Below are 24,231 nucleotides of genomic sequence, written 5' to 3' on the forward strand. Positions count from 1 at the left end.
TCCAATCCCCGGATTGTGCGATGGCCGCTTCAGGCGCAGGTTGTCGGTAACGGCGGGATGGTCCTGCCGGAGACCGAAAGACGAAAAGATGCCCCTCGCTTCCACGCTGTCCCAGCCCCGCCCCGTCGCCTTGCTGGATGTGCTTGTCCATGCCGTCGCGCAGCTGCGCGCGGCCCATGCGCAACGTCGCGCCTATGTCGCGCTTTTGGCGGAATTCGACCGCATGACCGATGCCGACTGGTTCGACCTTGGCCTGTCGCGTCACAATGCCCGCGATCTGGCCCGTCATGCCGTCTACGGGCGCTGAGCCCCGGCCCAAGGGCCGAAAAGCAAAAGCCCCCGCGGTTGCGGGGGCTTTGCCGTTTTTGCGCTGCGATCAGCCCTCGGGCTGCTCGTCCTTCGATTTCGCCTCGGGCGGCAGCTCGGCGCCGGTCTCCTGATCGACCATCTTCATGCCAAGGCGCACCTTGCCGCGATCGTCGAAGCCCAGAAGCTTGACCCAGACTTCCTGACCTTCCTTCAGCGCCTCGTTCGGATGGTTCAGACGCTTGCCCGCGATTTGCGAGACATGCACCAGACCGTCGCGCTTGCCGAAGAAGTTCACGAAGGCGCCGAAATCGACCAGCTTCACCACCTTGCCGCGGTAGATCTTGCCCTCTTCCGGCTCGGCCACGATCGAATAGATCATGTCATAGGCCTTCTTGATGGCTTCGGCATTGGCCGAGGCGATCTTGATCACGCCGTCGTCGTTGATGTCGACCTTGGCGCCCGAGACCTCGACGATCTCGCGGATCACCTTGCCGCCCGAGCCGATCACTTCGCGGATCTTGTCGGTCGGGATCTGCATCGTCTCGATCCGCGGCGCATGGGCCGAGAATTCCTGACGACCGGCCGAGAGGGCCTTCGACATTTCGCCCAGGATGTGCATGCGGCCGTCTTTCGCCTGCGCCAGCGCCTGCTGCATGATCTCGGGCGTGATGCCTGCGACCTTGATGTCCATCTGCAGCGAGGTGATGCCGTTTTCGGTCCCCGCCACCTTGAAGTCCATGTCGCCCAGATGGTCTTCGTCGCCCAGAATGTCGGTCAGAACCGCCCAGCGGCCGTCATTTTCCAGGATCAGACCCATGGCCACACCGGCCACCGGGGCTTTCAGCGGCACACCGGCATCCATCATCGACAGCGAGCCGCCGCAGACCGAGGCCATCGAGGACGAGCCGTTCGATTCGGTGATCTCGGAGACGACGCGGATCGTGTAGGGGAAGTCGGTCGCCGCGGGCAGAACCGCCTGCAGCGCGCGCCAGGCCAGCTTGCCATGGCCGATCTCGCGACGGCCCGGGCTGCCGACGCGGCCCACTTCGCCGACCGAATAGGGCGGGAAGTTGTAGTGCAGCAGGAAGTTCGACCGGGTGTTGCCGTTCAGCGCGTCGATGATCTGTTCGTCATCGCCGGTGCCGAGCGTGGTCACGACCAGACCCTGCGTTTCGCCGCGGGTGAACAGCGCCGAGCCATGGGTGCGCGGCAGGATGCCGACTTCCGCCACGATCGGACGCACGGTCTTGTTGTCGCGGCCGTCGATGCGGGCGCCACCGTTGATGATGTCACCGCGCAGGATGCCCGATTCGAGCGCCTTGATCGCCGAGCCGAGGTTGATGTCGGCCAGGTCTTCTTCCGAGAGCTTCGACTTGATCAGATCGACCGTCGCCGAGATCGCATTCGAGCGTTCCTGCTTGTCGCGGATCGCGAAGGCGGCGCGCATCTCGGTCTCGCCCGCGGCTTTCACCCGCTCGAGCAGCGCCGAGTAATCGGGCGCGTCGAAATGGAAGGGCTCTTTCGCGGCCTCTTCGGCCAGCGAAATGATCAGGTCGATCACCGGCTGCATCTGTTCGTGGCCGAACTTGACCGCGCCGAGCATCTCGTCCTCGGTCAGCTCATAGGCTTCCGATTCCACCATCATCACGGCGTCTTTCGTGCCCGCGATGACCAGATCCAGACGTTGCTCGGGGTTGTCGCGCAGCTTGGTCATGTCGTCCATGGCCGGGTTCAGCACATAGGCGCCGTTGACGAAGCCCACGCGCGCGGCGCCGATCGGCCCCATGAAGGGCACGCCCGAGATCGTCAGCGCGGCCGAGGCGGCGATCATCGCGACGATGTCGGGATCGTTCACCAGATCGCAGGACAGCACGGTGGCCATCACCAGAACTTCGTTCTTGAAGCCCGGCACGAAGAGCGGACGGCAGGGACGGTCGATCAGACGCGAGACCAGCGTTTCCTTTTCCGAAGGACGCGCCTCGCGTTTGAAGAAACCGCCGGGGATCTTGCCGGCGGCGTAGTATTTTTCCTGATAATGCACGGTCAGCGGGAAGAAATCCTGCCCCGGCTTGGCTTCCTTGGCAAAGGTGACGTTGGCCATGACCGAGGTTTCGCCCAGAGTGGCGATGACCGACCCATCGGCCTGACGGGCAACTTTGCCCGTTTCCAGCGTCAGCGTCTCACCGCCCCACTGGATCGATTTTTTCGTAACGTTGAACATCAGCGTATCCTGTCTGGGAGCACGCATGGGACCTTCCCATGTCTCCCGGCATATGGCGGCCCCATTGCCGCCGCCCCCCAATCCTTCGCATGCGCCCGGGGGGTTGGGCTCACGTCGCAGATTGTGCGCGCATACAGGAAAATCGCGGTTTTGGGAAGCGCGAGTTGCGGCGGCGGCGGGCTGCGGCGAATTGGTTTGCGGGAACTGTGCGCAGATCGCCGTCAGCCGCTTGACGGCCCCGCACAAGATATGTAGTGACGCGGCAGGCACAGGAGTTTAGCTCAGTTGGTAGAGCATCGGTCTCCAAAACCGAGGGTCGTGGGTTCGAGTCCCCCAACTCCTGCCATCCTTCATTTCCCGAAATCGCAGCGTGCCGCAGCTTGTGGCCCGGTTTCGGTGTGGCGCAGATCCACGCATCGCGCTTGAATTCTGCCGCATCTGCGCGTATCCCGGCGCCGTCGCATGAGAGGAAGCAGCATGGCAAACCCGATCCAGTTCCTGAGCCAGGTGCGCTCGGAAGTTGGCAAGATCACCTGGCCGACCCGGCGCGAGGTCGTTCTGACCACCATCATGGTGCTGACCATGGCGATGGTGGCGGCGATCTTCTTTTCCCTCGTGGATTGGGTGATCAACCTCGGGATCAAGGCAATGTTCATCTGAGGCCATCGAAGCCCTTGAAATGCGGGGCGGGCAAGGCTAAACGGGCACGACACTCAAGAACCGGCGTGCATCGATTCGAATGATGCGCGCCGTTCTTTGTTGACAGGGCAGCGGCAGGACCGTTGCGCAGAGAAAATTTCGGCGCTCGCCGCCGGGGGGAAAGAGGCAGGTTGATGGCGAAGCGGTGGTATTCGGTTTCCGTTCTCTCGAACTTCGAGAAGAAGGTGGCCGAGCAGATCAAGCAGGCCGTGATCGACAAGGGCCTGGGGGACGAGATCGAGGAAGTTCTGGTTCCCACCGAAGAAGTGATCGAGATCCGCCGCGGCAAGAAGGTCACGTCGGAGCGTCGCTTCATGCCCGGCTATGTGCTGGTGCGCATGGACATGACCGACCGTGGCTATCACGCGATCACCTCGATCAACCGCGTCACCGGCTTCCTGGGTCCGCAGGGCAAGCCGACGCCGATGCGTGATTCCGAGGTGAACACGATCCTGAACCGTCAGGGCCCGACCGGCGAAGTCGTCGCGCCGCGCAACCTGATTCGCTTCGAGATCGGCGAGAATGTGTCCGTGACCGACGGCCCGTTCGAGGGCTTCTCGGGCATGGTCGAGGAAGTCGACGACGCCGCGGGCCGCCTCAAGGTCACGGTGTCGATCTTTGGCCGGCCGACGCCGGTCGAGCTGGAATTCACCCAGGTGTCGAAAACCGCCTGAGTTGATGCGTGGGAGGCGGGCGACCGCCTGACCACTAAACTTCGCCCCATGGTGGGGCGGCAGTGAAAAGGAGAGGGCCACATGGCCAAGAAAGTCATCGGGCAGCTGAAGCTGCAAGTGAAGGCGGGGAAAGCCACTCCCTCCCCGCCGATCGGTCCGGCGCTGGGTCAGCGCGGGATCAACATCATGGAATTCTGCAAGGCGTTCAACGCCCGCACGCAGGAGCTTGAGCCGGAATCGCCGGTTCCCTGCGTCATCACCTACTATGCCGACAAGAGCTTCACCTTTGAAACGAAGACCGCTCCGGCTTCGTTCATGCTGAAGAAAGCGGCGGGCCTGAAGCCGGTGGGCAAGCGCAACCGTCCGAAAGGGTCGGTCAAGCCGGGCCACGTCGTCGCGGGCACCGTGACCGCGGCGCAGGTGAAGGCGATTGCCGAAGCCAAGATGAAAGACCTGAACGCCAACGACATTCAGGGCGCCATCAACATCATCCTCGGCTCGGCGAAGTCGGTCGGTATCGAGGTTAAGGGGTAAGCCATGGCCAAGATCGGTAAACGTTCGGCCGCTGCGCGGACCGCTTTCGAAGGCAAGGCCAACCTTTCGGTTGAAGAGGCCGTCAAGCTGATCAAATCGGCGGCTTCGGCCAAGTTCGACGAGACGCTTGAAATCGCGATGAACCTGGGCGTCGACCCGCGTCACGCCGACCAGATGGTCCGTGGCGTGGTGCAACTACCGCATGGCACCGGCAAGACCGTCCGCGTCGCCGTCTTCGCGCGTGGCGCCAAGGCCGACGAGGCGAAAGCCGCCGGGGCCGACATCGTGGGCGCCGAAGACCTGATGGAAACCATCCAGCAGGGCAAGATCGAATTCGATCGCTGCATCGCGACGCCGGACATGATGCCGCTCGTCGGCCGTCTGGGGAAAATCCTCGGGCCGCGCAACCTGATGCCGAACCCGAAAGTCGGCACCGTGACGATGGATGTGAAGAACGCCATCGAAGCGGCCAAGGGCGGCGAAGTGCAGTTCAAGGTCGAAAAGGCCGGCGTGATCCACGGCGGCATCGGCAAGGTCTCGTTCACCGAGGACAAGCTGGCGGACAACGTCCGTGCCTTTGTCGACGCGGTGTCGAAAGCCAAGCCGGCGGGCGCCAAGGGCACCTATCTGAAGAAGGTGTCGCTGTCCTCGACCATGGGCCCGGGCGTGACGGTCGATCTGACCTCGGCCGCGGCCCGCTGAGAATTTGCCGGGAAACCGGCGAATGACGGGGCTTGAAAAAGCCCCGTCCTGTCCGAGACGGAGGGTGGGGGTTTCCCCCGTAAGTCCTTCCCGAGATGGGGAACGAGAATTTCCGGGGCTGCTGCCTCGGGCGATCTCTCGGGAACCGATCGGACCCGACCTGCGGGCATGTGCCCGTGGGAAACAGAGCCGGGGGGAAACCCCCATACTTGGAGTGTAACCGTGGATAGAGCCCAAAAAGAGAAAGTGGTCGAGGAACTCGGCCAGATCTTCGAAAGCTCTGGCGTCGTGGTGGTTGCCCGCTACGAAGGCATGACGGTTGCTCAGATGCAGGACCTGCGCGCGAAAATGCGTGACGTGGGTGGGTCCGTGCGCGTTGCCAAGAACACGCTCGCCAAGATCGCCCTGGAAGGCAAGCCCTGCGAGAGCATGGCCAAACTTCTGACGGGGATGACCGTTCTTGCCTATTCCGAGGACCCGGTGGCTGCGGCCAAGGTCGCGGAAGCCTATGCCAAGACGAACGACAAGTTCGCCATTCTTGGCGGGGCCATGGGCAAGGACGCTCTGGATCCGGCCGGTGTCAAAGCCGTTGCCGCCATGCCGTCGCGCGAAGAGCTCATCGCTCAGATCGCGTCGTGCATCGGGGCGCCTGCTTCGAACATCGCCGGTGCCATTGGCGCGCCTGCTTCCAACATCGCGGGCATCCTCAAGACTCTTGAGGAGCGGGAAGCCGCCTGACGCAACATCTTGCCTTCGTCGGGATATCTCGACGTTGGATCAACCCTATATCAGAATGGAACGGAAAAATGGCCGATCTTAAAGCCCTTGCCGAGCAAATCGTCAACCTGACGCTGCTGCAGGCCCAAGAACTGAAAACCATCCTCAAGGACGAGTATGGCATCGAGCCGGCCGCCGGTGGCGCCGTCGTCATGGCTGGCCCGGCTGCTGGCCCGGCTGAAGCTGCGGAAGAAAAAACCGAGTTCGACGTCGTCCTCGTGGACGCCGGTGCGAACAAGATCAACGTGATCAAAGAAGTCCGCGCCGTCACCGGCCTGGGCCTCAAAGAAGCGAAAGATCTCGTCGAAGCCGGTGGCAAGGTGAAAGAAGCCGCTGCCAAGGCCGAAGCCGAAGAGATCAAGAAAAAGCTCGAAGCGGCTGGCGCCAAAGTCGAGCTCAAGTAATCGGGCAGGGTGCTGTCGCATCCTATCAGATGACTTCAGGCTGGGTTCGGGGTTTCCCCGAGCCCAGCCGTACCTGTCTCGGCAAGAGGTTTTGCGAAACCCTTTCCCAAGGCAGGGTCGGTTCGGGAGCCTTCCGGTGGGACGGAAGGCAGGTATGGAACCGCCTCCCATTCGCAAGCGGCGTGCATCGGGCCCCGACGATGCACACCCGCGAAGAGACGAAAGGTCACGACGAGCATGGCTCAAGCTTACGTTGGTCAGAAGCGTATCCGCCGTTACTACGGCAAAATTCGCGAAGTTCTGGAAATGCCGAACCTCATCGAGGTTCAGAAAGCCTCCTATGACCTGTTCCTGCGCTCGGGCGACGCCGATCGTCCGCTGGACGGCGAAGGCATTCAGGGCGTCTTCCAATCGGTCTTCCCGATCAAGGACTTCAATGACAACGCGATCCTCGAATTCGTGAAATACGAGCTCGAAAAGCCGAAATACGACGTTGACGAATGCATGAGCCGCGATCTGACCTATTCGGCGCCGCTCAAGGTGACGCTGCGTCTGATCGTGTTCGATGTCGATGAAACCACCGGGGCGCGGTCGGTCAAGGACATCAAGGAACAGGATGTCTACATGGGCGACATGCCCCTGATGACGCCCAATGGCACCTTCATCGTCAACGGCACCGAACGGGTGATCGTGTCGCAGATGCACCGCTCGCCCGGCGTGTTCTTCGACCATGACCGCGGCAAGACCCATTCCTCGGGCAAGCTTCTGTTCGCCTGCCGGATCATTCCCTATCGCGGCAGCTGGCTTGATTTCGAGTTCGACGCCAAGGACCTCGTGTTCGCGCGCATCGACCGTCGCCGCAAGCTGCCGGTGACGACGCTGCTTTATGCGCTCGGCCTCGATCAGGAAGGCATCATGGATGCCTATTACAACACCGTCACCTTCCGCGCCGAGGGCAAACGCGGCTGGGTGTCGAAGTTCTTCCCCGAGCGGGTGCGCGGCACCCGTCCGACCTATGACCTGATCGACGCCGCTTCGGGCGAAGTGATCCTGAAGGCGGGCGAAAAGGTCACGCCGCGGATGGTGAAGAAATGGCTCGATGAAGCCAAGGTGACCGAGCTGCTCTTGCCGTTCGACCACATCCTGGGCCGTTACTGCGCCAAGGACATCATCAACGAGCGCACCGGCTACATCTACATCGAAGCGGGCGACGAGCTGACGGCGGAATATGACCGTGACGGCCAGCTGGTCGGCGGTTCGGTGAAGACGCTTCTGGACAACGGCATCACCGAGATCCCCTGTCTCGACATCGACAACATCAACGTCGGCCCCTACATCCGCAACACGATGGCGGCGGACAAGAACATGGGCCGCGACGGCGCGCTGATGGACATCTACCGCGTCATGCGTCCGGGGGAACCGCCGACCGTCGAAGCCGCAAGCTCGATGTTCGACACGCTGTTCTTCGATTCGGAACGCTATGACCTCTCGGCCGTGGGCCGGGTGAAGATGAACATGCGTCTGGATCTGGATGCGCCGGACACCCAGCGCACGCTGCGCCGCGCCGACATCATCGCCTGCATCAAGGGGCTGGTGGAGCTGCGCGACGGCAAGGGCGAGATCGACGACATCGACCACCTCGGCAACCGCCGCGTGCGCTCGGTCGGCGAGCTGATGGAAAACCAGTATCGCGTCGGTCTTCTGCGCATGGAACGGGCGATCAAGGAACGCATGTCCTCGGTCGAGATCGACACGGTGATGCCGCAGGATCTGATCAACGCGAAACCGGCTGCGGCCGCGGTGCGCGAATTCTTCGGCTCCTCGCAGCTGTCGCAATTCATGGACCAGACCAACCCGCTTTCCGAAGTCACGCACAAGCGGCGTCTTTCGGCGCTCGGGCCGGGCGGTCTGACCCGCGAACGCGCGGGCTTCGAGGTGCGCGACGTTCACCCGACCCACTATGGCCGGATGTGCCCGATTGAAACGCCCGAAGGTCAGAACATCGGTCTGATCAACTCGCTGGCGACCTTTGCCCGCGTCAACAAATATGGCTTCATCGAGACCCCCTATCGCAAGGTCCGCGACGGTCAGGTGACCGACGAGGTCGTCTACATGTCGGCCACGGAAGAGATGCGCCACACCATCGCGCAGGCGAACGCCACGCTCGATGAGAACGGCAAGTTCGTCAACGATCTGGTCTCGACCCGTCAGGCCGGCGAATTCATGCTCAACCCGGTCGAGGCCGTGGACCTGATCGACGTGTCGCCGAAACAGCTGGTTTCGGTCGCCGCGGCGCTGATCCCCTTCCTTGAAAATGACGACGCCAACCGCGCCCTGATGGGCTCGAACATGCAACGTCAGGCGGTTCCGCTGCTGCGCAACGAAGCGCCCTTCGTCGGCACCGGCATGGAAGCGACGGTGGCGCGCGATTCGGGCGCCGCGATCATGGCCCGTCGTGGCGGGATCGTGGATCAGGTCGATGCGTCGCGTATCGTTATCCGCGCCAATGAAGACATCGGCATGGGCGACGCGGGCGTCGACATCTATCGTCTGCGCAAGTTCAAACGCTCGAACCAGTCCTCGACGATCAACCAGCGTCCGATCGTCAAGGTGGGCGACATCGTTGCCAAGGGTCAGGTTGTGGCGGACGGTCCCTCGACCGATCAGGGCGAACTGGCGCTGGGGCGCAACGTGGTCGTCGCCTTCATGCCCTGGAACGGCTACAACTACGAAGACTCGATCCTGATTTCGGAACGCATCCACCGCGATGACGTGTTCACCTCGATCCATATCGAGGAATACGAAGTGGCGGCGCGCGACACGAAACTCGGGCCGGAAGAGATCACCCGCGACATCCCGAACGTCGGCGAGGAAGCGCTTCGCAACCTCGACGAGGCGGGCATTGTCTATATCGGCGCCGAAGTTGGTCCGGGCGACATTCTTGTGGGCAAGATCACGCCGAAGGGCGAAAGCCCGATGACGCCGGAAGAAAAGCTTCTGCGCGCCATCTTCGGTGAAAAGGCGTCCGACGTCCGCGATACCTCGCTGCGTCTGCCGCCCGGCGCCTATGGCACGATCGTCGAGGTTCGCGTCTTCAACCGTCATGGTGTGGACAAGGACGAACGCGCGCTGCAGATCGAGCGTGAGGAAATCGAACGTCTTGCCCGCGACCGCGACGACGAGATGGCGATTTTGGAACGCAACATCTACGCGCGTCTGAAAACGCTGATCCTCGGCAAGGTGACGGTCAAAGGGCCGAAGAACACCTCGATCAAGGCCGGGTCGGAAATCACCGAAGAGCTGCTCGCCTCGCTGTCGCGTGGCCAGTGGTGGCAGCTGGCGCTGGAAAACGAAGCCGATGCCAAGGAAGTGGAAGCGCTGAACGACCAGTTCGACGCGCAGAAGCGCGCCCTTGAGCACCGTTTCGATGACAAGGTGGAGAAAGTCCGTCAGGGCGACGATCTGCCCCCCGGCGTGATGAAGATGGTCAAGGTCTTCGTCGCGGTGAAGCGCAAGCTGCAAGCGGGCGACAAGATGGCCGGTCGTCACGGCAACAAGGGTGTGGTGTCGAAGGTCGTTCCGATCGAAGACATGCCGTTCCTCGCCGATGGCACCCCGGTCGACCTCGTTCTGAACCCGCTCGGCGTGCCGTCGCGGATGAACGTCGGGCAGATCCTGGAAACCCACATGGGTTGGGCCAGCCGTGGTCTCGGCATCCGGATCGACGAGGCGCTGAAAGCCTATCGTCGCAACGGTGACCTGTCGCCCGTGCGCGAGGAAATGCGCCACGGCTACGGCGACGAGACCTACGAGGCGGTCTTTGCCGAGATGGAGAACGAGCGGTTCATCGAATGCGCCGAACAGGTGCGTGGTGGTGTTCCGATCGCCACCCCGGTCTTCGATGGTGCCAAGGAAGCTGATGTGAACGATGCGCTGATCCGCGCGGGCTTCAACAAGTCGGGCCAATCGATCGTCTTCGACGGCCGCACCGGCGAGCAATTCGCCCGTCCGGTCACCGTGGGCGTGAAATACTTCCTCAAGCTGCACCACCTTGTCGATGACAAGATGCACGCGCGCTCGACCGGGCCGTATTCGCTCGTCACCCAGCAACCGCTGGGCGGCAAGGCGCAATTCGGCGGTCAGCGTCTCGGGGAGATGGAGGTCTGGGCTCTGGAAGCTTACGGCGCCGCCTATACCCTGCAGGAGATGCTGACGGTGAAGTCGGACGACGTTGCCGGCCGGACCAAGGTCTACGAGAGCATCGTCAAGGGCGAGGACAACTTCGAGGCCGGCGTGCCGGAATCGTTCAACGTGCTTGTCAAGGAAGTGCGGGGCCTCGGCCTCAACATGGAACTCCTGGATTCGGAGGAAGAGTGAGCGCGAAAGCGCTCACCACCCCCCTCTGACCTCACGCAAGGAAAGATCTGATGAACCAGGAAATCACCAACAACAACCCGTTCAACCCGCTGGCGCAGCCGAAGGCCTTTGACGAGATCAAGATCTCGCTTGCTTCGCCGGAACGGATCCTCTCGTGGTCCTATGGCGAGATCAAGAAGCCCGAGACGATCAACTACCGGACCTTCAAGCCCGAGCGCGACGGCCTGTTCTGCGCCCGCATCTTCGGGCCGATCAAGGACTACGAATGCCTGTGCGGCAAATACAAGCGGATGAAATATCGCGGCGTCGTCTGCGAGAAATGCGGCGTTGAAGTCACGCTGCAAAAGGTCCGCCGCGAGCGCATGGGCCACATCGAGCTGGCCTCGCCCGTCGCCCACATCTGGTTCCTGAAATCGCTGCCCTCGCGCATCGGCCTGATGCTCGACATGACGCTGCGGGATCTGGAACGCATCCTTTATTTCGAAAACTACGTCGTGATCGAACCCGGTCTGACGGAGCTCTCCTATGGTCAGCTGCTGACCGAGGACGAATATCTGGATGCGCAGGACCAGTTCGGCGCCGACGCCTTCACCGCCAATATCGGTGCGGAAGCGATCCGCGAGATGCTGGCCGCGATCGACCTTGAGGCGACCGCGGAACAGCTGCGCGAGGAGCTGAAGGAAGCCACGGGCGAACTCAAGCCGAAGAAGATCATCAAGCGTCTGAAGATCGTCGAAAGCTTCCTTGAATCGCAAAACCGTCCCGAATGGATGATCCTGACGGTGCTGCCGGTGATCCCGCCGGAACTGCGCCCGCTGGTGCCGCTCGATGGCGGCCGCTTCGCGACCTCGGACCTGAACGACCTTTACCGTCGCGTGATCAACCGGAACAACCGTCTGAAACGGCTGATCGAACTGCGGGCGCCCGATATCATCGTGCGCAACGAAAAGCGGATGCTGCAGGAAGCCGTTGACGCTCTGTTCGACAACGGCCGTCGCGGTCGCGTCATCACCGGCACCAACAAGCGGCCGCTGAAATCGCTGTCCGACATGCTCAAGGGCAAGCAGGGCCGGTTCCGTCAGAACCTGCTCGGCAAGCGCGTCGACTTCTCGGGCCGCTCGGTCATCGTGACCGGGCCGGAACTCAAGCTGCATCAATGCGGCCTGCCGAAGAAAATGGCGCTCGAACTGTTCAAGCCCTTCATCTACTCGCGCCTTGAAGCCAAGGGCCTGTCGAGCACGGTGAAACAGGCGAAGAAACTGGTCGAGAAAGAGCGTCCCGAGGTCTGGGATATCCTTGACGAGGTGATCCGCGAACACCCGGTGCTGCTGAACCGCGCGCCGACGCTGCACCGTCTGGGGATTCAGGCGTTCGAGCCGACGCTGATCGAAGGCAAGGCGATCCAGCTGCACCCGCTCGTCTGCTCGGCCTTCAACGCCGACTTCGACGGTGACCAGATGGCCGTTCACGTGCCCCTCTCGCTGGAAGCCCAGCTCGAGGCGCGCGTGCTGATGATGTCGACGAACAACGTGCTCTCGCCCGCCAACGGCGCGCCGATCATCGTTCCGTCGCAGGACATGATCCTTGGGCTTTACTACACCACGATGGAGCGCAAGGGCATGGTCGGCGAAGGCATGGTCTTCGCCTCGGTCGAGGAAGTCGAACATGCGCTGACCTCGGGCGCCGTGCACCTGCATGCCAAGGTGAAGGCCCGGATCAAGCAGATCGACGAAGAGGGCAACGAGGTCTGGAAGCGCTATGACACTACGCCGGGCCGGATCCGTCTGGGCAACCTGCTGCCGCTCAATGCGAAAGCGCCCTTCGATCTGGTGAACCGCCCGCTGCGGAAGAAAGACGTGCAGAACGTCATCGACACCGTCTACCGCTACTGCGGCCAGAAGGAATCGGTGATCTTCTGTGACCAGATCATGGGTCTGGGCTTCCGCGAAGCGTTCAAGGCGGGCATCTCGTTCGGTAAGGACGACATGCTGATCCCCGAACGCAAGTGGGAGATCGTCGATGCCGTGCGCGATCAGGTCAAGGAATTCGAACAGCAATACATGGACGGTCTGATCACCCAAGGTGAGAAGTACAACAAGGTCGTCGATGCCTGGTCGAAATGCTCGGATGCCGTCGCGGCCGAGATGATGAAGGAAATTTCCGCCGTGCGCGTCGATGACGCGGGCGCCGAGAAAGAGCCGAACTCGGTCTACATGATGTCCCACTCCGGGGCGCGGGGTTCGCCGGCGCAGATGAAGCAGCTGGGGGGCATGCGCGGCCTGATGGCCAAGCCTTCGGGCGAGATCATCGAAACGCCGATCATCTCGAACTTCAAGGAAGGTCTGACCGTTCTTGAATACTTCAACTCGACCCACGGCGCCCGCAAGGGTCTGGCCGATACCGCGCTGAAGACGGCGAACTCGGGGTACCTGACCCGTCGTCTGGTGGACGTGGCGCAGGACTGCATCGTGCGTTCGCACGATTGCGGCACCGAACGCGCGATCACCGCTTCGGCGGCCGTCAACGACGGCGAAGTCGTCGCGCCGCTGTCGGAACGAGTGCTGGGCCGTGTCGCCGCCGATGACGTTCTGGTTCCGGGCACCGACGAGGTGCTGGTGCGCAAGAACGAGCTGATCGACGAGCGCAAGGCCGATCTGATCGAGCAGAACGCGATCCAGTCGATCCGCATCCGCTCGGCGCTGACCTGCGAGGCCGAAGAGGGCGTTTGCGCGCTCTGCTACGGTCGCGATCTGGCGCGTGGTACGCTGGTGAACCAGGGCGAAGCGGTGGGCATCATCGCGGCGCAGTCGATCGGCGAACCGGGCACGCAGCTGACGATGCGGACCTTCCACATCGGCGGCATCGCGCAGGGCGGCCAGCAGTCGTTCCTGGAAGCCAGCCAGGAGGGCAAGATCGAGTTCCGCAACGCCAACCTGCTGATCAACGACGCGGGCGAGCAGATCGTCATGGGCCGCAACATGCAGCTGGCGATCGTCTCGGATCAGGGCGAGGAACGGGCGAGCCACAAGCTGTCCTACGGCTCGAAGATCTTCGTCAAGGATGGCGACGCGGTGAAACGCGGCACCAAACTGTTCGAATGGGACCCCTATACCCTGCCGATCATCGCCGAAAAGGCCGGTGTGGCGAAATTCGTCGACCTGATCTCGGGCATTGCGGTGCGCGAAGAGACCGACGAAGCCACCGGCATGACGCAGAAGATCGTGACCGACTGGCGCTCGGCGCCGAAGGGCAACGATCTGAAGCCGGAGATCATCATCGTCGATGCCGATGGCGAGCCGGTCCGCAATGATGCGGGCAACCCGGTCACCTATCCGATGTCGGTCGATGCGATTCTGTCGGTCGAGGACGGGCAGGAGGTGAAGGCCGGGGACGTGGTGGCGCGTATTCCGCGCGAAGGGGCGAAGACCAAGGACATCACCGGGGGTCTTCCCCGCGTGGCGGAACTGTTCGAAGCCCGTCGTCCGAAGGATCACGCGATCATCGCCGAACTCGACGGCTATGTGCGCTTTGGCAAGGACTACAAGAACAAGCGCCGCATCACCATCGAGCCCTCGCAAGAGGGGCTGGAGCCGGTCGAATACATGGTGCCGAAAGGCAAGCACATCCCGGTGCAGGAAGGCGACTTCGTGCAGAAGGGCGACTACATCATGGACGGCAACCCGGCGCCGCATGACATTCTGCGCATCATGGGGATCGAGGCTCTGGCCGACTACCTCATCGACGAAGTGCAGGACGTTTACCGGCTGCAGGGCGTGAAGATCAACGACAAGCACATCGAGGTGATCGTGCGGCAGATGCTGCAGAAGATCGAGATCCTCGACAGCGGCGACACCACGCTTCTCAAGGGCGAGAACATCGACAAGTCGGAGTTCGACGAAGAGAATGCGAAGGTCGAAGCCCGCGGCGGCCGTCCGGCGACGGGCGAGCCGGTGCTCTTGGGCATCACCAAGGCGTCCTTGCAGACGCGGTCGTTCATCTCGGCGGCCTCGTTCCAGGAAACGACGCGGGTGCTGACCGAAGCATCGGTGCAGGGCAAGCGCGACAAGCTGGTCGGGCTGAAGGAAAACGTCATCGTCGGCCGTCTGATCCCGGCGGGCACGGGTGGCGCCACCACCCGCGTGCGCAAGATCGCAGCCGAGCGCGACAGCAAGGTGATCGAGGCGCGTCGCGCCGAGGCCATCGATGCCGCGGCTCTGGCGGCGCCGATCGACACCGGCTATGGCGAGGAAGATTTCGGCCCGGTGGAAACCCCGGAAAGCCGCGATTGATCGGCTGATCCGACCAAAGCCCCCGCGCAGTCCGCTGCGCGGGGGTTTTCTTTTGCCTTGACCCCCGGGATCGAAGCGGAAATCCTGCCGCGGTCAGAACGGGAGCCAGTGTCTTGTCGCCAGAATTTCGCAACCAGATCGTCGGGTTGATCCGCTTTTCCTTTGTCACCACCGGCGATTTCTACCCCGGCTTCGACACCGTTGCGGATATGAAGGCCTTCCTGTTCGACGAGGCGCGGCTGGAACGCCGGTTCCGGCTGTTCGAGGGGATTTGCCTGCCGGTGCTGAAGGCGCAGACGGACCCGGATTTCACCTGCATCTTTCTGGTGGCACAGGATTTCCCGAAGAGATGGCGCAAGCGGCTTGACCGGCTGCTGGACGGGCTGGCCTTCGTGCGGATCGTCGAAAAGCCGCCGATGCCGCATTATCAGGGCATCCGCGAGGCCTTTGCCGAAGTGCCAAATGCCGGTTTCACCCATCGCACCACCTTCCGGTTGGACGACGACGACGCGGTGAACCTGAATTTCATCGCCACGCTGCGCGCTCTGGCGGCCAAGGTCCACGTGATTCCCGACCGGGACGAGCCGATCGGGATTTCCTTCAACCGCGGGCTTTATCTGACCTATTCGAAGACGGGCACGAGCTATCAGCGCGCGGTCGAACGCACGCCGCTGTCGATCGGCACCGCGCTTCTGGCGCCGGTGTCTTTTGCGGGCAACATCTATGCCTATAACCACCGCGCCCTAGCAGGCCGCTGAAATAGTCGGCAGACGAGAAGGACTTCCCGTTTTCGTACGAGTTCTGGGCTTGAGCGCCCGCCGGTCCACTGCTCTTCGTCCTCAGGCGGCGAGCAGCCTGGGCAGTCTTGCCAGATTGTTGGCGGCCATCGTCAGGATGAACCGCGACTGCACCCGTTCGATGCCGCGATACATCGTCTGCGCCATCCCTCCGACCGTCTTGGCCCAGCCGAAAGCCTCTTCGATCCGCTTTCGATGCTTGAGGGAAAGGGCGTAGCCGTCGTGGCGGGTGGTGCGGCGGTCGATGGCGGAATGTCGGGCCTTTTGCGCGACATGGGGCGTGACGCAGGCCCTGCGCAGATCTCGGATGAATTCGGCGGCGTCATAACCTTTGTCGGCGCCCAGCGTCAGGCGCCGGGTTGACCCCGGCGAATGTCGGTGGATCATGTCGAGCGCGGCTTGCCGTTCGGCGTGGCCATCGGCGCGGGTCAGCTCGCCCTGCACGATCAGGCCGGAGCGGTTCTCCATCAGCGCATGGCCGATGAAGCACAGCATCGCACCGGTGCCGGGGGATTTCTTGTAAAGCCGCGCCTCGGGATCGGTGGTCGAGGCATGCGTCGCATTCGAGCGTTTCTCGCCCCGGAAGTCGACCTCGGCATTGCGGTTCTGGCGGCGGCTGCGGGGCATCGGATCGGGCTTTGCTTCGGTCGCGTCGGGGGCGGGGCTTGGCGGCGGCGGCGCGCCGGGATCCTCGTCACCCGGATCATCATCGGGATCCTCGGCCTCGGGCGGCGGCGCCTTCGGCTGAAAGCTTTTCATCGACGCCCAAGCCTTCACCAGCGTGCCATCGACCGAGAAATGCTCGTCCGACAGGAGCGGCGCCACCTCGCGATGCGCCAGGATCGCGGCCATTATCTTGCGCGACATCTCGGTATTCATCAGCCGGTCGCGGTTCTTCGTGAAAACCGTCGGCACCCAAACCTGATCGTCGATCCCCAGCCCGACGAACCAGCGAAACAACAGGTTGTAATCCATCTGCTCCATCAGCTGGCGCTCGGAGCGGATCGAAAACAGGATCTGCAGAAGGCTCGCCCGGATCAGCCGTTCCGGCGCGATCGAGGGGCGGCCGAAGCGGATGTAAAGCCCTTCGAAATCAGCATCGAGGCTGGCCAGCGCATCATTGACCACCTGCCGGATCTTGCGCAGCGGATGCCTGGCCGGGATGCGATCCTCGAGGTCGACATAGCTGAAAAGCGACCCGCTCGTCTCGTCCGTGCCCCGCATCGTGATCCCCCTTCGCTATGGGAAGGGGTGAATCATGTTCTGCATCCGCGGTCGAGGCCGACTATTTCAGCGGCCTGCTAGGGCAGGTCCACAACACCTGGATGGATCAGCAGGATATCGTCTATCTGCGCAGCCTGCATCGTGACAACAAGTCGAAGCCGCATTTCTCCGGCAGTATGGAGCCGGTCGGGCGGGACCGGGCGGCGGTGCTGTTGCAGCAGAAGTTCGGTCTCGATTTCGACCGGATCGAGACGCTGATGACCGGCACCTGAGGGCCGCGGGGGCTGCGCGGTTGACAAGGGGGGCGCAACCGCCTATAGCCGCGGCGATCCTGCGGACAGACCTGCCCGCGGGAGACGATTGACAGTGGTGATGGTCCGGGTCCCATAGCCCGCTCCTCTGGATATCACCCGTTCGGCAGCCTTCGGGTGGCCCGGACGGTTTTGGCGTTTCGCGATGGGCGCGGAATGTCGTCGAGAAGTGGCGCACCCAGGTCCGGGTGCGAGTATTGACAGCAGAACGGGGAACCGAATGCCGACGATCCAGCAGCTGATCCGCAAACCGCGGCAGCCCAAGGTGCAGCGCTCCAAGTCGCAGCACCTTCAGTCGTGCCCGCAAAAGCGGGGCGTGTGCACGCGCGTGTACACCACGACGCCGAAGAAACCGAACTCCGCTATGCGTAAGGTGGCCAAAGTCCGCCTGACGAATGGCTTCGAGGTCATCTCCTACATTCCGGGCGAAAAGCACAACCTGCAAGAGCACTCCGTCGTGCTCATCCGCGGCGGCCGGGTGAAAGACCTTCCGGGTGTCCGTTACCACATCCTGCGCGGTGTGCTGGATACCCAAGGCGTCAAAGACCGTCGTCAGCGTCGTTCGAAATACGGCGCGAAGCGTCCGAAATAAGGAGATCACCAGATGTCTCGTCGTCACGCAGCTGAAAAGCGCGAAGTGCTGCCCGACGCCAAATATGGCGATCGCGTGCTGACCAAATTCATGAACAACCTGATGATCGACGGCAAGAAGTCGGTCGCGGAACGGATCGTCTACAACGCGCTCGAGCGCGTCGAAGGCCGCGCCAAGCGCGCCCCGGTGGAAGTGTTCCACGAGGCGCTCGACAACGTGAAGCCCTCGGTCGAAGTTCGCTCGCGTCGCGTCGGCGGTGCCACCTATCAGGTGCCGGTCGAAGTGCGTCCGTCGCGCCGTGAGGCGCTGGCGATTCGCTGGCTGATCAACGCCGCGAAAAACCGCAACGAGAACACCATGGAAGAGCGCCTCGCGGGCGAGCTGCTCGATGCCATGAACTCGCGCGGTTCGGCGGTGAAGAAGCGCGAAGACACCCACAAGATGGCCGACGCGAACAAAGCGTTCAGCCATTACCGCTGGTAAGGAGAGCCTCTCATGGCACGCGAATATCCGCTCCAGCGCTACCGCAACTTCGGCATCATGGCCCACATCGATGCCGGGAAAACCACCACGACCGAACGGATTCTTTTCTACACCGGCAAGTCGCACAAGATCGGCGAGGTGCATGACGGCGCCGCGACGATGGACTGGATGGAGCAGGAGCAGGAGCGGGGGATCACCATCACCTCGGCTGCGACCACCACCTTCTGGCAGCGTCAGGAAGATCCGAGCACCGAGGGCACTTCCGCGACGAAGTACCGCTTCAACATCATCGACACCCCCGGCCACGTCGACTTCACCATCGAAGTCGAACGCTCGCTGGCGGTGCTTGACGGCGCGGTCTGCCTGCTGGACGCCAACGCCGGGGTCGAACCGCAAACCGAAACGGTGTGGCGTCAGGCCGACCGCTACAAGGTTCCGCGGATCGTCTTCGTCAACAAGATGGACAAGATCGGCGCCGACTACTTCAAATGCGTCGACATGATCAAGGATCGCACCGGCGGCACCCCCTGCCCGGTGGTCCTGCCGATCGGTGCCGAGGACAAGCTCGAAGGCATCATCGACCTGATCAAGATGGAAGAGTGGGTGTGGAAGGGTGAAGACCTTGGCGCAAGCTGGGTTCGTCAGCCGATCCGCGACGATCTGAAAGACCTCGCCGACGAATGGCGTGCCAAGATGATCGAACTCGCCGTCGAACAGGACGACGCGGCGATGGAAGCCTATCTCGAAGGTAACGAGCCCGACGAGGAAACCCTGCGCGGTCTGATCCGCAAGGGCACCCTTGCCATGGCCTTCTTCCCGGTTCTGGCCGGGTCGTCCTTCAAGAACAAGGGCGTGCAGCCGCTGCTGAACGCGGTGATCGACTTCCTGCCGGCGCCGGTCGACGTGCCGACGCTGATGGGCTTCTCGCCCGATGACGAGACCGAAACCCGCAACATCGCCCGCAATGCGGATGATGCGGAACCGTTCTCGGCGCTGGCGTTCAAGATCATGAACGACCCCTTCGTGGGCTCGCTGACCTTCACCCGGATCTATTCTGGCGCGCTCAAGAAGGGCGACCAGATGCTGAACTCGACGAAGGGCAAGCGCGAACGCGTTGGCCGGATGATGATGATGCACGCGATCAACCGCGAGGAGATCGAAGAGGCGTTTGCCGGGGACATCATCGCGCTGGCCGGTCTGAAGGACACCACCACGGGCGACACGCTTTGCGATCCGTCGAAACCGGTGGTTCTGGAAACCATGACCTTCCCCGAGCCGGTGATCGAGATCGCCGTGGAACCGAAGTCGAAAGCCGACCAGGAAAAGATGGGCCTCGCGCTCGCCCGCCTGTCGGCCGAAGACCCGTCGTTCCGCGTCGAGACGAACTTCGAATCGGGCCAGACGATCATGAAGGGGATGGGCGAACTTCACCTCGACATTCTCGTCGACCGCATGCGTCGCGAGTTCAAGGTGGAAGCCAACATCGGTGCGCCGCAGGTGGCCTACCGTGAAACCATCTCGACGCAGTCCGAAATCGACTACACGCACAAGAAACAGACCGGTGGTACCGGCCAGTTCGCGCGCGTCAAGCTTGTCATCACCCCGACGGAACCGGGCGAAGGCTATTCGTTCGAGAGCAAGATCGTGGGCGGTGCGGTGCCGAAGGAATATATCCCCGGCGTCGAAAAGGGCATCAAGTCGGTGATGGACTCGGGTCCGCTGGCGGGCTTCCCGGTGATCGACTTCAAGGTGGCGCTGATCGACGGTGCTTTCCACGATGTCGACTCGTCGGTTCTGGCCTTCGAAATCGCGGCCCGTGCGGCGATGCGCGAAGGTCTGAAAAAGGCCGGTGCGAAGCTGCTTGAACCGATCATGAAAGTCGAAGTGGTGACGCCGGAAGAATATACCGGTGGCATCATCGGCGACCTGACCAGCCGTCGCGGTATGGTTCAGGGGCAGGACACCCGCGGCAATGCCAACGTGATCAACGCGATGGTGCCGCTGGCCAACATGTTCGGCTACATCAACAACCTGCGTTCGATGTCCTCGGGCCGCGCCGTCTTCACGATGATCTTCGATCATTATGACGCCGTGCCGCAGAACATCTCGGACGAGATCCAGAAGAAATACGCCTGATGCGACGGGGCCCGGAACGCCCGGGCCCCCTCTCGCGCAGGATCAACGAACCAGGAGGCCATTATGGCAAAGGCAAAGTTTGAACGGAACAAGCCGCACGTGAACATCGGCACGATCGGCCACGTGGACCACGGCAAGACGACGCTGACGGCGGCGATCACGAAGTACTACGGCGAATTCCGCGCCTATGACCAGATCGACGGTGCGCCGGAAGAGCGTGCGCGCGGGATCACGATCTCGACGGCGCACGTTGAATACGAAACCGCTGCGCGTCACTATGCGCACGTGGACTGCCCCGGCCACGCCGACTATGTGAAGAACATGATCACCGGCGCGGCGCAGATGGACGGCGCGATCCTCGTGGTTGCCTCGTCGGACGGCCCGATGCCGCAAACGCGCGAGCACATCCTGCTCGGCCGTCAGGTGGGCATCCCCTACATGGTCGTCTACATGAACAAGGTTGACCTTGTTGACGACGCGGAACTGCTCGAGCTCGTGGAAATGGAAGTCCGCGAACTGCTGTCGTCGTACGAATACCCCGGCGATGACATTCCGATCATCAAGGGCTCGGCGCATCAGGCGATGATCGGCGAGATGAAGGAAATCGGCGAGGATTCGATCCATGCGCTGATGAAAGCGGTCGACGAATACATCCCGACCCCGGCGCGTGCGGTTGACCAGCCGTTCCTGATGCCGATCGAAGACGTGTTCTCGATCTCGGGCCGCGGCACCGTGGTGACCGGCCGTGTGGAACGCGGTGTGATCAACGTGGGCGACGAACTTGAGATCGTCGGCATCCGCGACACCAAGAAGTCGGTCTGCACCGGCGTCGAGATGTTCCGCAAGCTGCTGGATCGCGGCGAGGCGGGCGACAACATCGGCGCGCTGCTGCGCGGCATCGACCGTGACGGCGTGGAGCGTGGTCAGGTTCTGTGCAAGCCGGGTTCGGTGAAGCCGCACACGAACTTCGAAGCCGAAGCCTACATCCTGACGAAGGAAGAAGGCGGCCGCCACACGCCGTTCTTTGCGAACTACCGTCCGCAATTCTACTTCCGCACGACGGACGTGACCGGGACCGTGAAGCTGCCGGAAGGCACTGAAATGGTGATGCCGGGCGACAACCTGAAGTTCGAAGTCGAACTGATCGCGCCGATCGCGATGGAAGAGAAGCTGCGCTTCGCCATCCGTGAAGGCGGCCGCACCGTCGGCGCCGGTGTCGTGTCGAAGATCCTCAAGTAAGACCTGCCGGTCTTTCTGTACGAAATCGGAAGGAGCGCCCCCGGGCGCTCCTTTTGCTCTTGACAGACTCGGGGGGGTCCCGTAGGGCCACGGCCTGATCTGCCAAGATTACGGTTCGATGCAGGCGTCGCATGCGGCGGGGTCTGCCTCTCAACTTGAAAGCCCTGCGAAAAGGGAAGACTGCATGTCTGGTCAAAACATTCGCATCCGGCTCAAGGCGTTCGATTACCGCGTGCTGGATGCCAGCACCCAGGAAATCGTGAACACCGCGAAGCGTACGGGTGCAGAGGTCCGCGGGCCGATCCCGCTGCCCAACAAAATCGAGAAATTCACGGTTCTCCGTGGTCCGCACATCGACAAGAAGTCGCGCGACCAGTGGGAAATCCGCACGCACAAGCGTCTTCTCGACATCGTCGATCCGACCCCGCAAACCGTGGACGCGCTGATGAAGCTCGACCTCGCGGCTGGCGTGGACGTCGAGATCAAAGTCTGAGGAGCGGGCACATGCGTTCTGGTGTTATCGCCAAGAAGCTGGGCATGACCCGGCTGTTCCTCGAAGACGGCAAGCAGGTTCCGGTGACCGTGCTGCAACTCGACAACCTGCAGGTTGTCGCGCAGCGCACCGTGGAAACCGACGGCTATACCGCGGTGCAACTGGGTGCGGGCGAGGCGAAAGCCAAGCGCACCACCGCCGCGATGCGTGGCCATTTCGCGAAAGCGAATGTGGCGCCGAAGCGCAAGCTGGCGGAATTCCGCGTTTCGCCCGAAAACCTGATCGACGTTGGCGCCGAGATCTCGGCCGAGCATTATCTTGCCGGTCAGCATGTCGACATCGCCGGTACCTCGATCGGTAAGGGCTTTGCCGGTGCGATGAAGCGTCACAACTTCGGTGGTCTGCGCGCTTCGCACGGTGTGTCGGTCTCGCACCGTTCGCACGGCTCGACCGGCCAGTGCCAGGACCCGGGCAAGGTGTTCAAGGGCAAGAAGATGGCTGGCCATCTGGGTGCCGTGCGTGTCACCACGCAGAACCTGCAAGTCGTGCGCACCGATGCCGCCCGTGGCCTGATCATGGTCAAAGGGTCGGTTCCGGGCGCCAAGGGCGGCTGGGTCACGATCAAGGACGCGGTGAAGAAAGCCGCTCCGGCCGATCTGCCGCTGCCGGCCGCGCTGAAAACCGCTGCTCCGGCCGAACAAGTCTCGGTCGAAGGGGGTGAAGCATGAAACTCGATGTGATCAAGCTTGACGGCGGCACCGCCGGTTCGATCGAGCTCGACGAAGCGCTGTTCGGCCTCGAGCCGCGCGCCGACATCCTGCACCGCGTCGTGCGCTGGCAGCGGGCCAAGGCCCAGGCTGGCACCCACTCGGTGCTCGGCAAGTCGGAGGTCAGCTACTCGACCAAGAAGATCTACCGCCAAAAAGGCACCGGTGGCGCGCGTCACGGGTCCAAGAAGGCGCCGATCTTCCGTCACGGTGGCGTCTACAAGGGCCCGACCCCGCGGTCGCATGCCCATGACCTGACCAAGAAGTTCCGTGCCCTCGGCCTGCGCCATGCGCTGTCGGCCAAGGCGAAATCGGGCAGCCTCGTGGTGATCGAAGCGGCCGACATGGCCGAAGCGAAAACCGCCCTTCTGGCGAAAGCCGCGAAGGAACTGGGCTGGAAAAAGGTCCTGGTCATCGACGGCGCCTCGGTCAACGAGAACTTCGCTCTGGCGGCGCGCAACCTCGACGGCATCGACGTGCTGCCGACCATGGGCGCCAACGTTTATGACATCCTGAAGCGTGACACGCTGGTGATCACGAAAGCGGGTGTCGAAGCTCTGGAGGCTCGCCTGAAATGAGCGCGAAACCCGAACATTACGACGTGATCGTGAAGCCCGTCATCACCGAGAAAGCCACCATGGCTTCCGAGGCTGGTGCGGTGGTCTTCCAGGTGACCAAGACGGCGACGAAACCGCTGATCAAGGAAGCCGTGGAAGCCCTTTTCGGCGTTAAGGTGAAGGCGGTCAACACCACCATCACCAAAGGCAAGACCAAGCGTTTCAAGGGCCGCCCCGGCGTGCGCTCGGACGTGAAGAAAGCCTATGTGACGCTGGAAGCCGGTCAGACGATCGACGTTTCGACCGGTCTTTGAGGCCGGTTTGAAGAGACAGGAAAGGCCCTCGCGCGAGCGGGGGCCTTTTTGCTTGTGGCGCCGAAATGCACCGCTGATTTATAACAACTTTCGTGCGCGAGGTTCTCCGAGACGTTAGCTCGGTGACAAGCTGATTTCATCTGGAGTTGGGCGCCGAGTGTCGTGAGCGTCAATGAAGCTTAGGCGTTTGTGTATAGTGTTCGCTTGCCTTGCCTCCCCACTTGCCACACCACGCCAACCCTGCTATGCCCCGCCAGTCGCTCGGCCCCGGATTCGTCCGGGGTCTGTGATTTTTACACCCGGGGAGCTACGGCGCCCCTTACGCAACGGAC

At 62.5% G+C, this 24,231-nt stretch carries 21 protein-coding genes and 1 tRNA gene; 20 read left to right on the forward strand and 2 right to left on the reverse strand.

All coding sequences use genetic code 11. The annotated features are described in order from the left end of the window. The first annotated feature begins 88 nt into the window (after nucleotides 1–88). On the forward strand, nucleotides 89–307 hold the full coding sequence (locus tag AC4PTB_RS01585; RefSeq protein ID WP_492191380.1) for a hypothetical protein: 219 nt from the start codon (nucleotides 89–91) through the stop codon (nucleotides 305–307). 69 nt (nucleotides 308–376) lie between these two features. On the opposite strand, the gene pnp is transcribed toward AC4PTB_RS01585, so the two are convergent. Continuing rightward, nucleotides 377–2,530, reverse strand: a complete 2,154-nt coding sequence (gene pnp, locus AC4PTB_RS01590) for a polyribonucleotide nucleotidyltransferase (RefSeq protein WP_492191381.1) — start codon at nucleotides 2,528–2,530, stop codon at nucleotides 377–379. A 270-nt stretch (nucleotides 2,531–2,800) separates the two neighbouring features. Here pnp and AC4PTB_RS01595 point away from each other — a divergent pair. From AC4PTB_RS01595 to AC4PTB_RS01640, 10 genes are all read left to right on the forward strand, one after another. Then, nucleotides 2,801–2,876 (forward strand) — tRNA-Trp (locus AC4PTB_RS01595). A 131-nt stretch (nucleotides 2,877–3,007) separates the two neighbouring features. Next, a complete protein-coding gene (gene secE / locus AC4PTB_RS01600) occupies nucleotides 3,008–3,190 on the forward strand; it encodes a preprotein translocase subunit SecE (protein WP_081024549.1) in 183 nt (60 codons plus the stop codon). Between the two features lie 173 nt (nucleotides 3,191–3,363). Further along, nucleotides 3,364–3,903, forward strand: coding sequence for a transcription termination/antitermination protein NusG (gene nusG / locus AC4PTB_RS01605; RefSeq protein WP_013066033.1), 540 nt, complete (start codon nucleotides 3,364–3,366; stop codon nucleotides 3,901–3,903). An 81-nt stretch (nucleotides 3,904–3,984) separates the two neighbouring features. After that, a complete protein-coding gene (gene rplK, locus AC4PTB_RS01610) occupies nucleotides 3,985–4,437 on the forward strand; it encodes a 50S ribosomal protein L11 (protein WP_492191382.1) in 453 nt (150 codons plus the stop codon). Between the two features lie 3 nt (nucleotides 4,438–4,440). Beyond that, a complete protein-coding gene (gene rplA, locus AC4PTB_RS01615) occupies nucleotides 4,441–5,139 on the forward strand; it encodes a 50S ribosomal protein L1 (RefSeq protein WP_492191383.1) in 699 nt (232 codons plus the stop codon). Nucleotides 5,140–5,361: 222 nt separating this feature from the next. Then, entirely contained in the window at nucleotides 5,362–5,877 is a 516-nt protein-coding gene (gene rplJ, locus AC4PTB_RS01620; protein WP_492191384.1) for a 50S ribosomal protein L10, read from the forward strand. A 68-nt stretch (nucleotides 5,878–5,945) separates the two neighbouring features. Then, on the forward strand, nucleotides 5,946–6,320 hold the full coding sequence (gene rplL, locus AC4PTB_RS01625; RefSeq protein ID WP_492191385.1) for a 50S ribosomal protein L7/L12: 375 nt from the start codon (nucleotides 5,946–5,948) through the stop codon (nucleotides 6,318–6,320). A 237-nt stretch (nucleotides 6,321–6,557) separates the two neighbouring features. Continuing rightward, on the forward strand, nucleotides 6,558–10,697 hold the full coding sequence (gene rpoB, locus AC4PTB_RS01630; protein WP_492191386.1) for a DNA-directed RNA polymerase subunit beta: 4,140 nt from the start codon (nucleotides 6,558–6,560) through the stop codon (nucleotides 10,695–10,697). A 50-nt stretch (nucleotides 10,698–10,747) separates the two neighbouring features. Beyond that, nucleotides 10,748–14,986 (forward strand): DNA-directed RNA polymerase subunit beta', encoded by a 4,239-nt coding sequence (gene rpoC, locus AC4PTB_RS01635; protein ID WP_492191387.1) that lies wholly within the window; start codon nucleotides 10,748–10,750, stop codon nucleotides 14,984–14,986. 113 nt (nucleotides 14,987–15,099) lie between these two features. Continuing rightward, nucleotides 15,100–15,744, forward strand: coding sequence for a glycosyltransferase (locus tag AC4PTB_RS01640; protein WP_492191388.1), 645 nt, complete (start codon nucleotides 15,100–15,102; stop codon nucleotides 15,742–15,744). Nucleotides 15,745–15,825: 81 nt separating this feature from the next. On the opposite strand, the gene AC4PTB_RS01645 is transcribed toward AC4PTB_RS01640, so the two are convergent. After that, nucleotides 15,826–17,007 (reverse strand): IS5 family transposase, encoded by a 1,182-nt coding sequence (locus AC4PTB_RS01645; RefSeq protein WP_492190214.1) that lies wholly within the window; start codon nucleotides 17,005–17,007, stop codon nucleotides 15,826–15,828. Nucleotides 17,008–17,108: 101 nt separating this feature from the next. Here AC4PTB_RS01645 and AC4PTB_RS01650 point away from each other — a divergent pair, with 101 nt between their 5' ends. From AC4PTB_RS01650 to AC4PTB_RS01690, 9 genes are all read left to right on the forward strand, one after another. Further along, nucleotides 17,109–17,279 (forward strand): hypothetical protein, encoded by a 171-nt coding sequence (locus AC4PTB_RS01650; protein ID WP_492191389.1) that lies wholly within the window; start codon nucleotides 17,109–17,111, stop codon nucleotides 17,277–17,279. 259 nt (nucleotides 17,280–17,538) lie between these two features. After that, nucleotides 17,539–17,910: a 30S ribosomal protein S12 gene (gene rpsL / locus AC4PTB_RS01655; protein WP_010399029.1), complete on the forward strand. Its 372-nt coding sequence runs from the start codon at nucleotides 17,539–17,541 to the stop codon at nucleotides 17,908–17,910. Between the two features lie 12 nt (nucleotides 17,911–17,922). After that, a complete protein-coding gene (rpsG, locus tag AC4PTB_RS01660; RefSeq protein WP_055209137.1) occupies nucleotides 17,923–18,393 on the forward strand; it encodes a 30S ribosomal protein S7 in 471 nt (156 codons plus the stop codon). A 12-nt stretch (nucleotides 18,394–18,405) separates the two neighbouring features. Continuing rightward, nucleotides 18,406–20,529, forward strand: coding sequence for an elongation factor G (gene fusA / locus AC4PTB_RS01665; RefSeq protein WP_492191390.1), 2,124 nt, complete (start codon nucleotides 18,406–18,408; stop codon nucleotides 20,527–20,529). Nucleotides 20,530–20,592: 63 nt separating this feature from the next. Next, nucleotides 20,593–21,768 (forward strand): elongation factor Tu, encoded by a 1,176-nt coding sequence (gene tuf, locus AC4PTB_RS01670; protein WP_492191244.1) that lies wholly within the window; start codon nucleotides 20,593–20,595, stop codon nucleotides 21,766–21,768. Nucleotides 21,769–21,952: 184 nt separating this feature from the next. Next, entirely contained in the window at nucleotides 21,953–22,261 is a 309-nt protein-coding gene (gene rpsJ / locus AC4PTB_RS01675) for a 30S ribosomal protein S10 (protein ID WP_492191391.1), read from the forward strand. Between the two features lie 11 nt (nucleotides 22,262–22,272). After that, nucleotides 22,273–22,989 carry a 50S ribosomal protein L3 gene (gene rplC / locus AC4PTB_RS01680; RefSeq protein ID WP_492191392.1) on the forward strand — a complete coding sequence of 239 codons (717 nt, stop codon included), beginning with the start codon at nucleotides 22,273–22,275 and terminating at the stop codon, nucleotides 22,987–22,989. Then, nucleotides 22,986–23,606 carry a 50S ribosomal protein L4 gene (gene rplD / locus AC4PTB_RS01685; RefSeq protein WP_444453996.1) on the forward strand — a complete coding sequence of 207 codons (621 nt, stop codon included), beginning with the start codon at nucleotides 22,986–22,988 and terminating at the stop codon, nucleotides 23,604–23,606. The genes rplC and rplD overlap by 4 nt, the downstream gene beginning before the upstream one ends. After that, nucleotides 23,603–23,899 (forward strand): 50S ribosomal protein L23, encoded by a 297-nt coding sequence (locus AC4PTB_RS01690; protein WP_492191393.1) that lies wholly within the window; start codon nucleotides 23,603–23,605, stop codon nucleotides 23,897–23,899. Before rplD ends, AC4PTB_RS01690 begins: the two co-directional genes overlap by 4 nt. The last annotated feature ends 332 nt before the right edge of the window (nucleotides 23,900–24,231 follow it).

The sequence above is a fragment of the Rhodobacter sp. 4.3.4 genome, assembly GCF_058724655.1.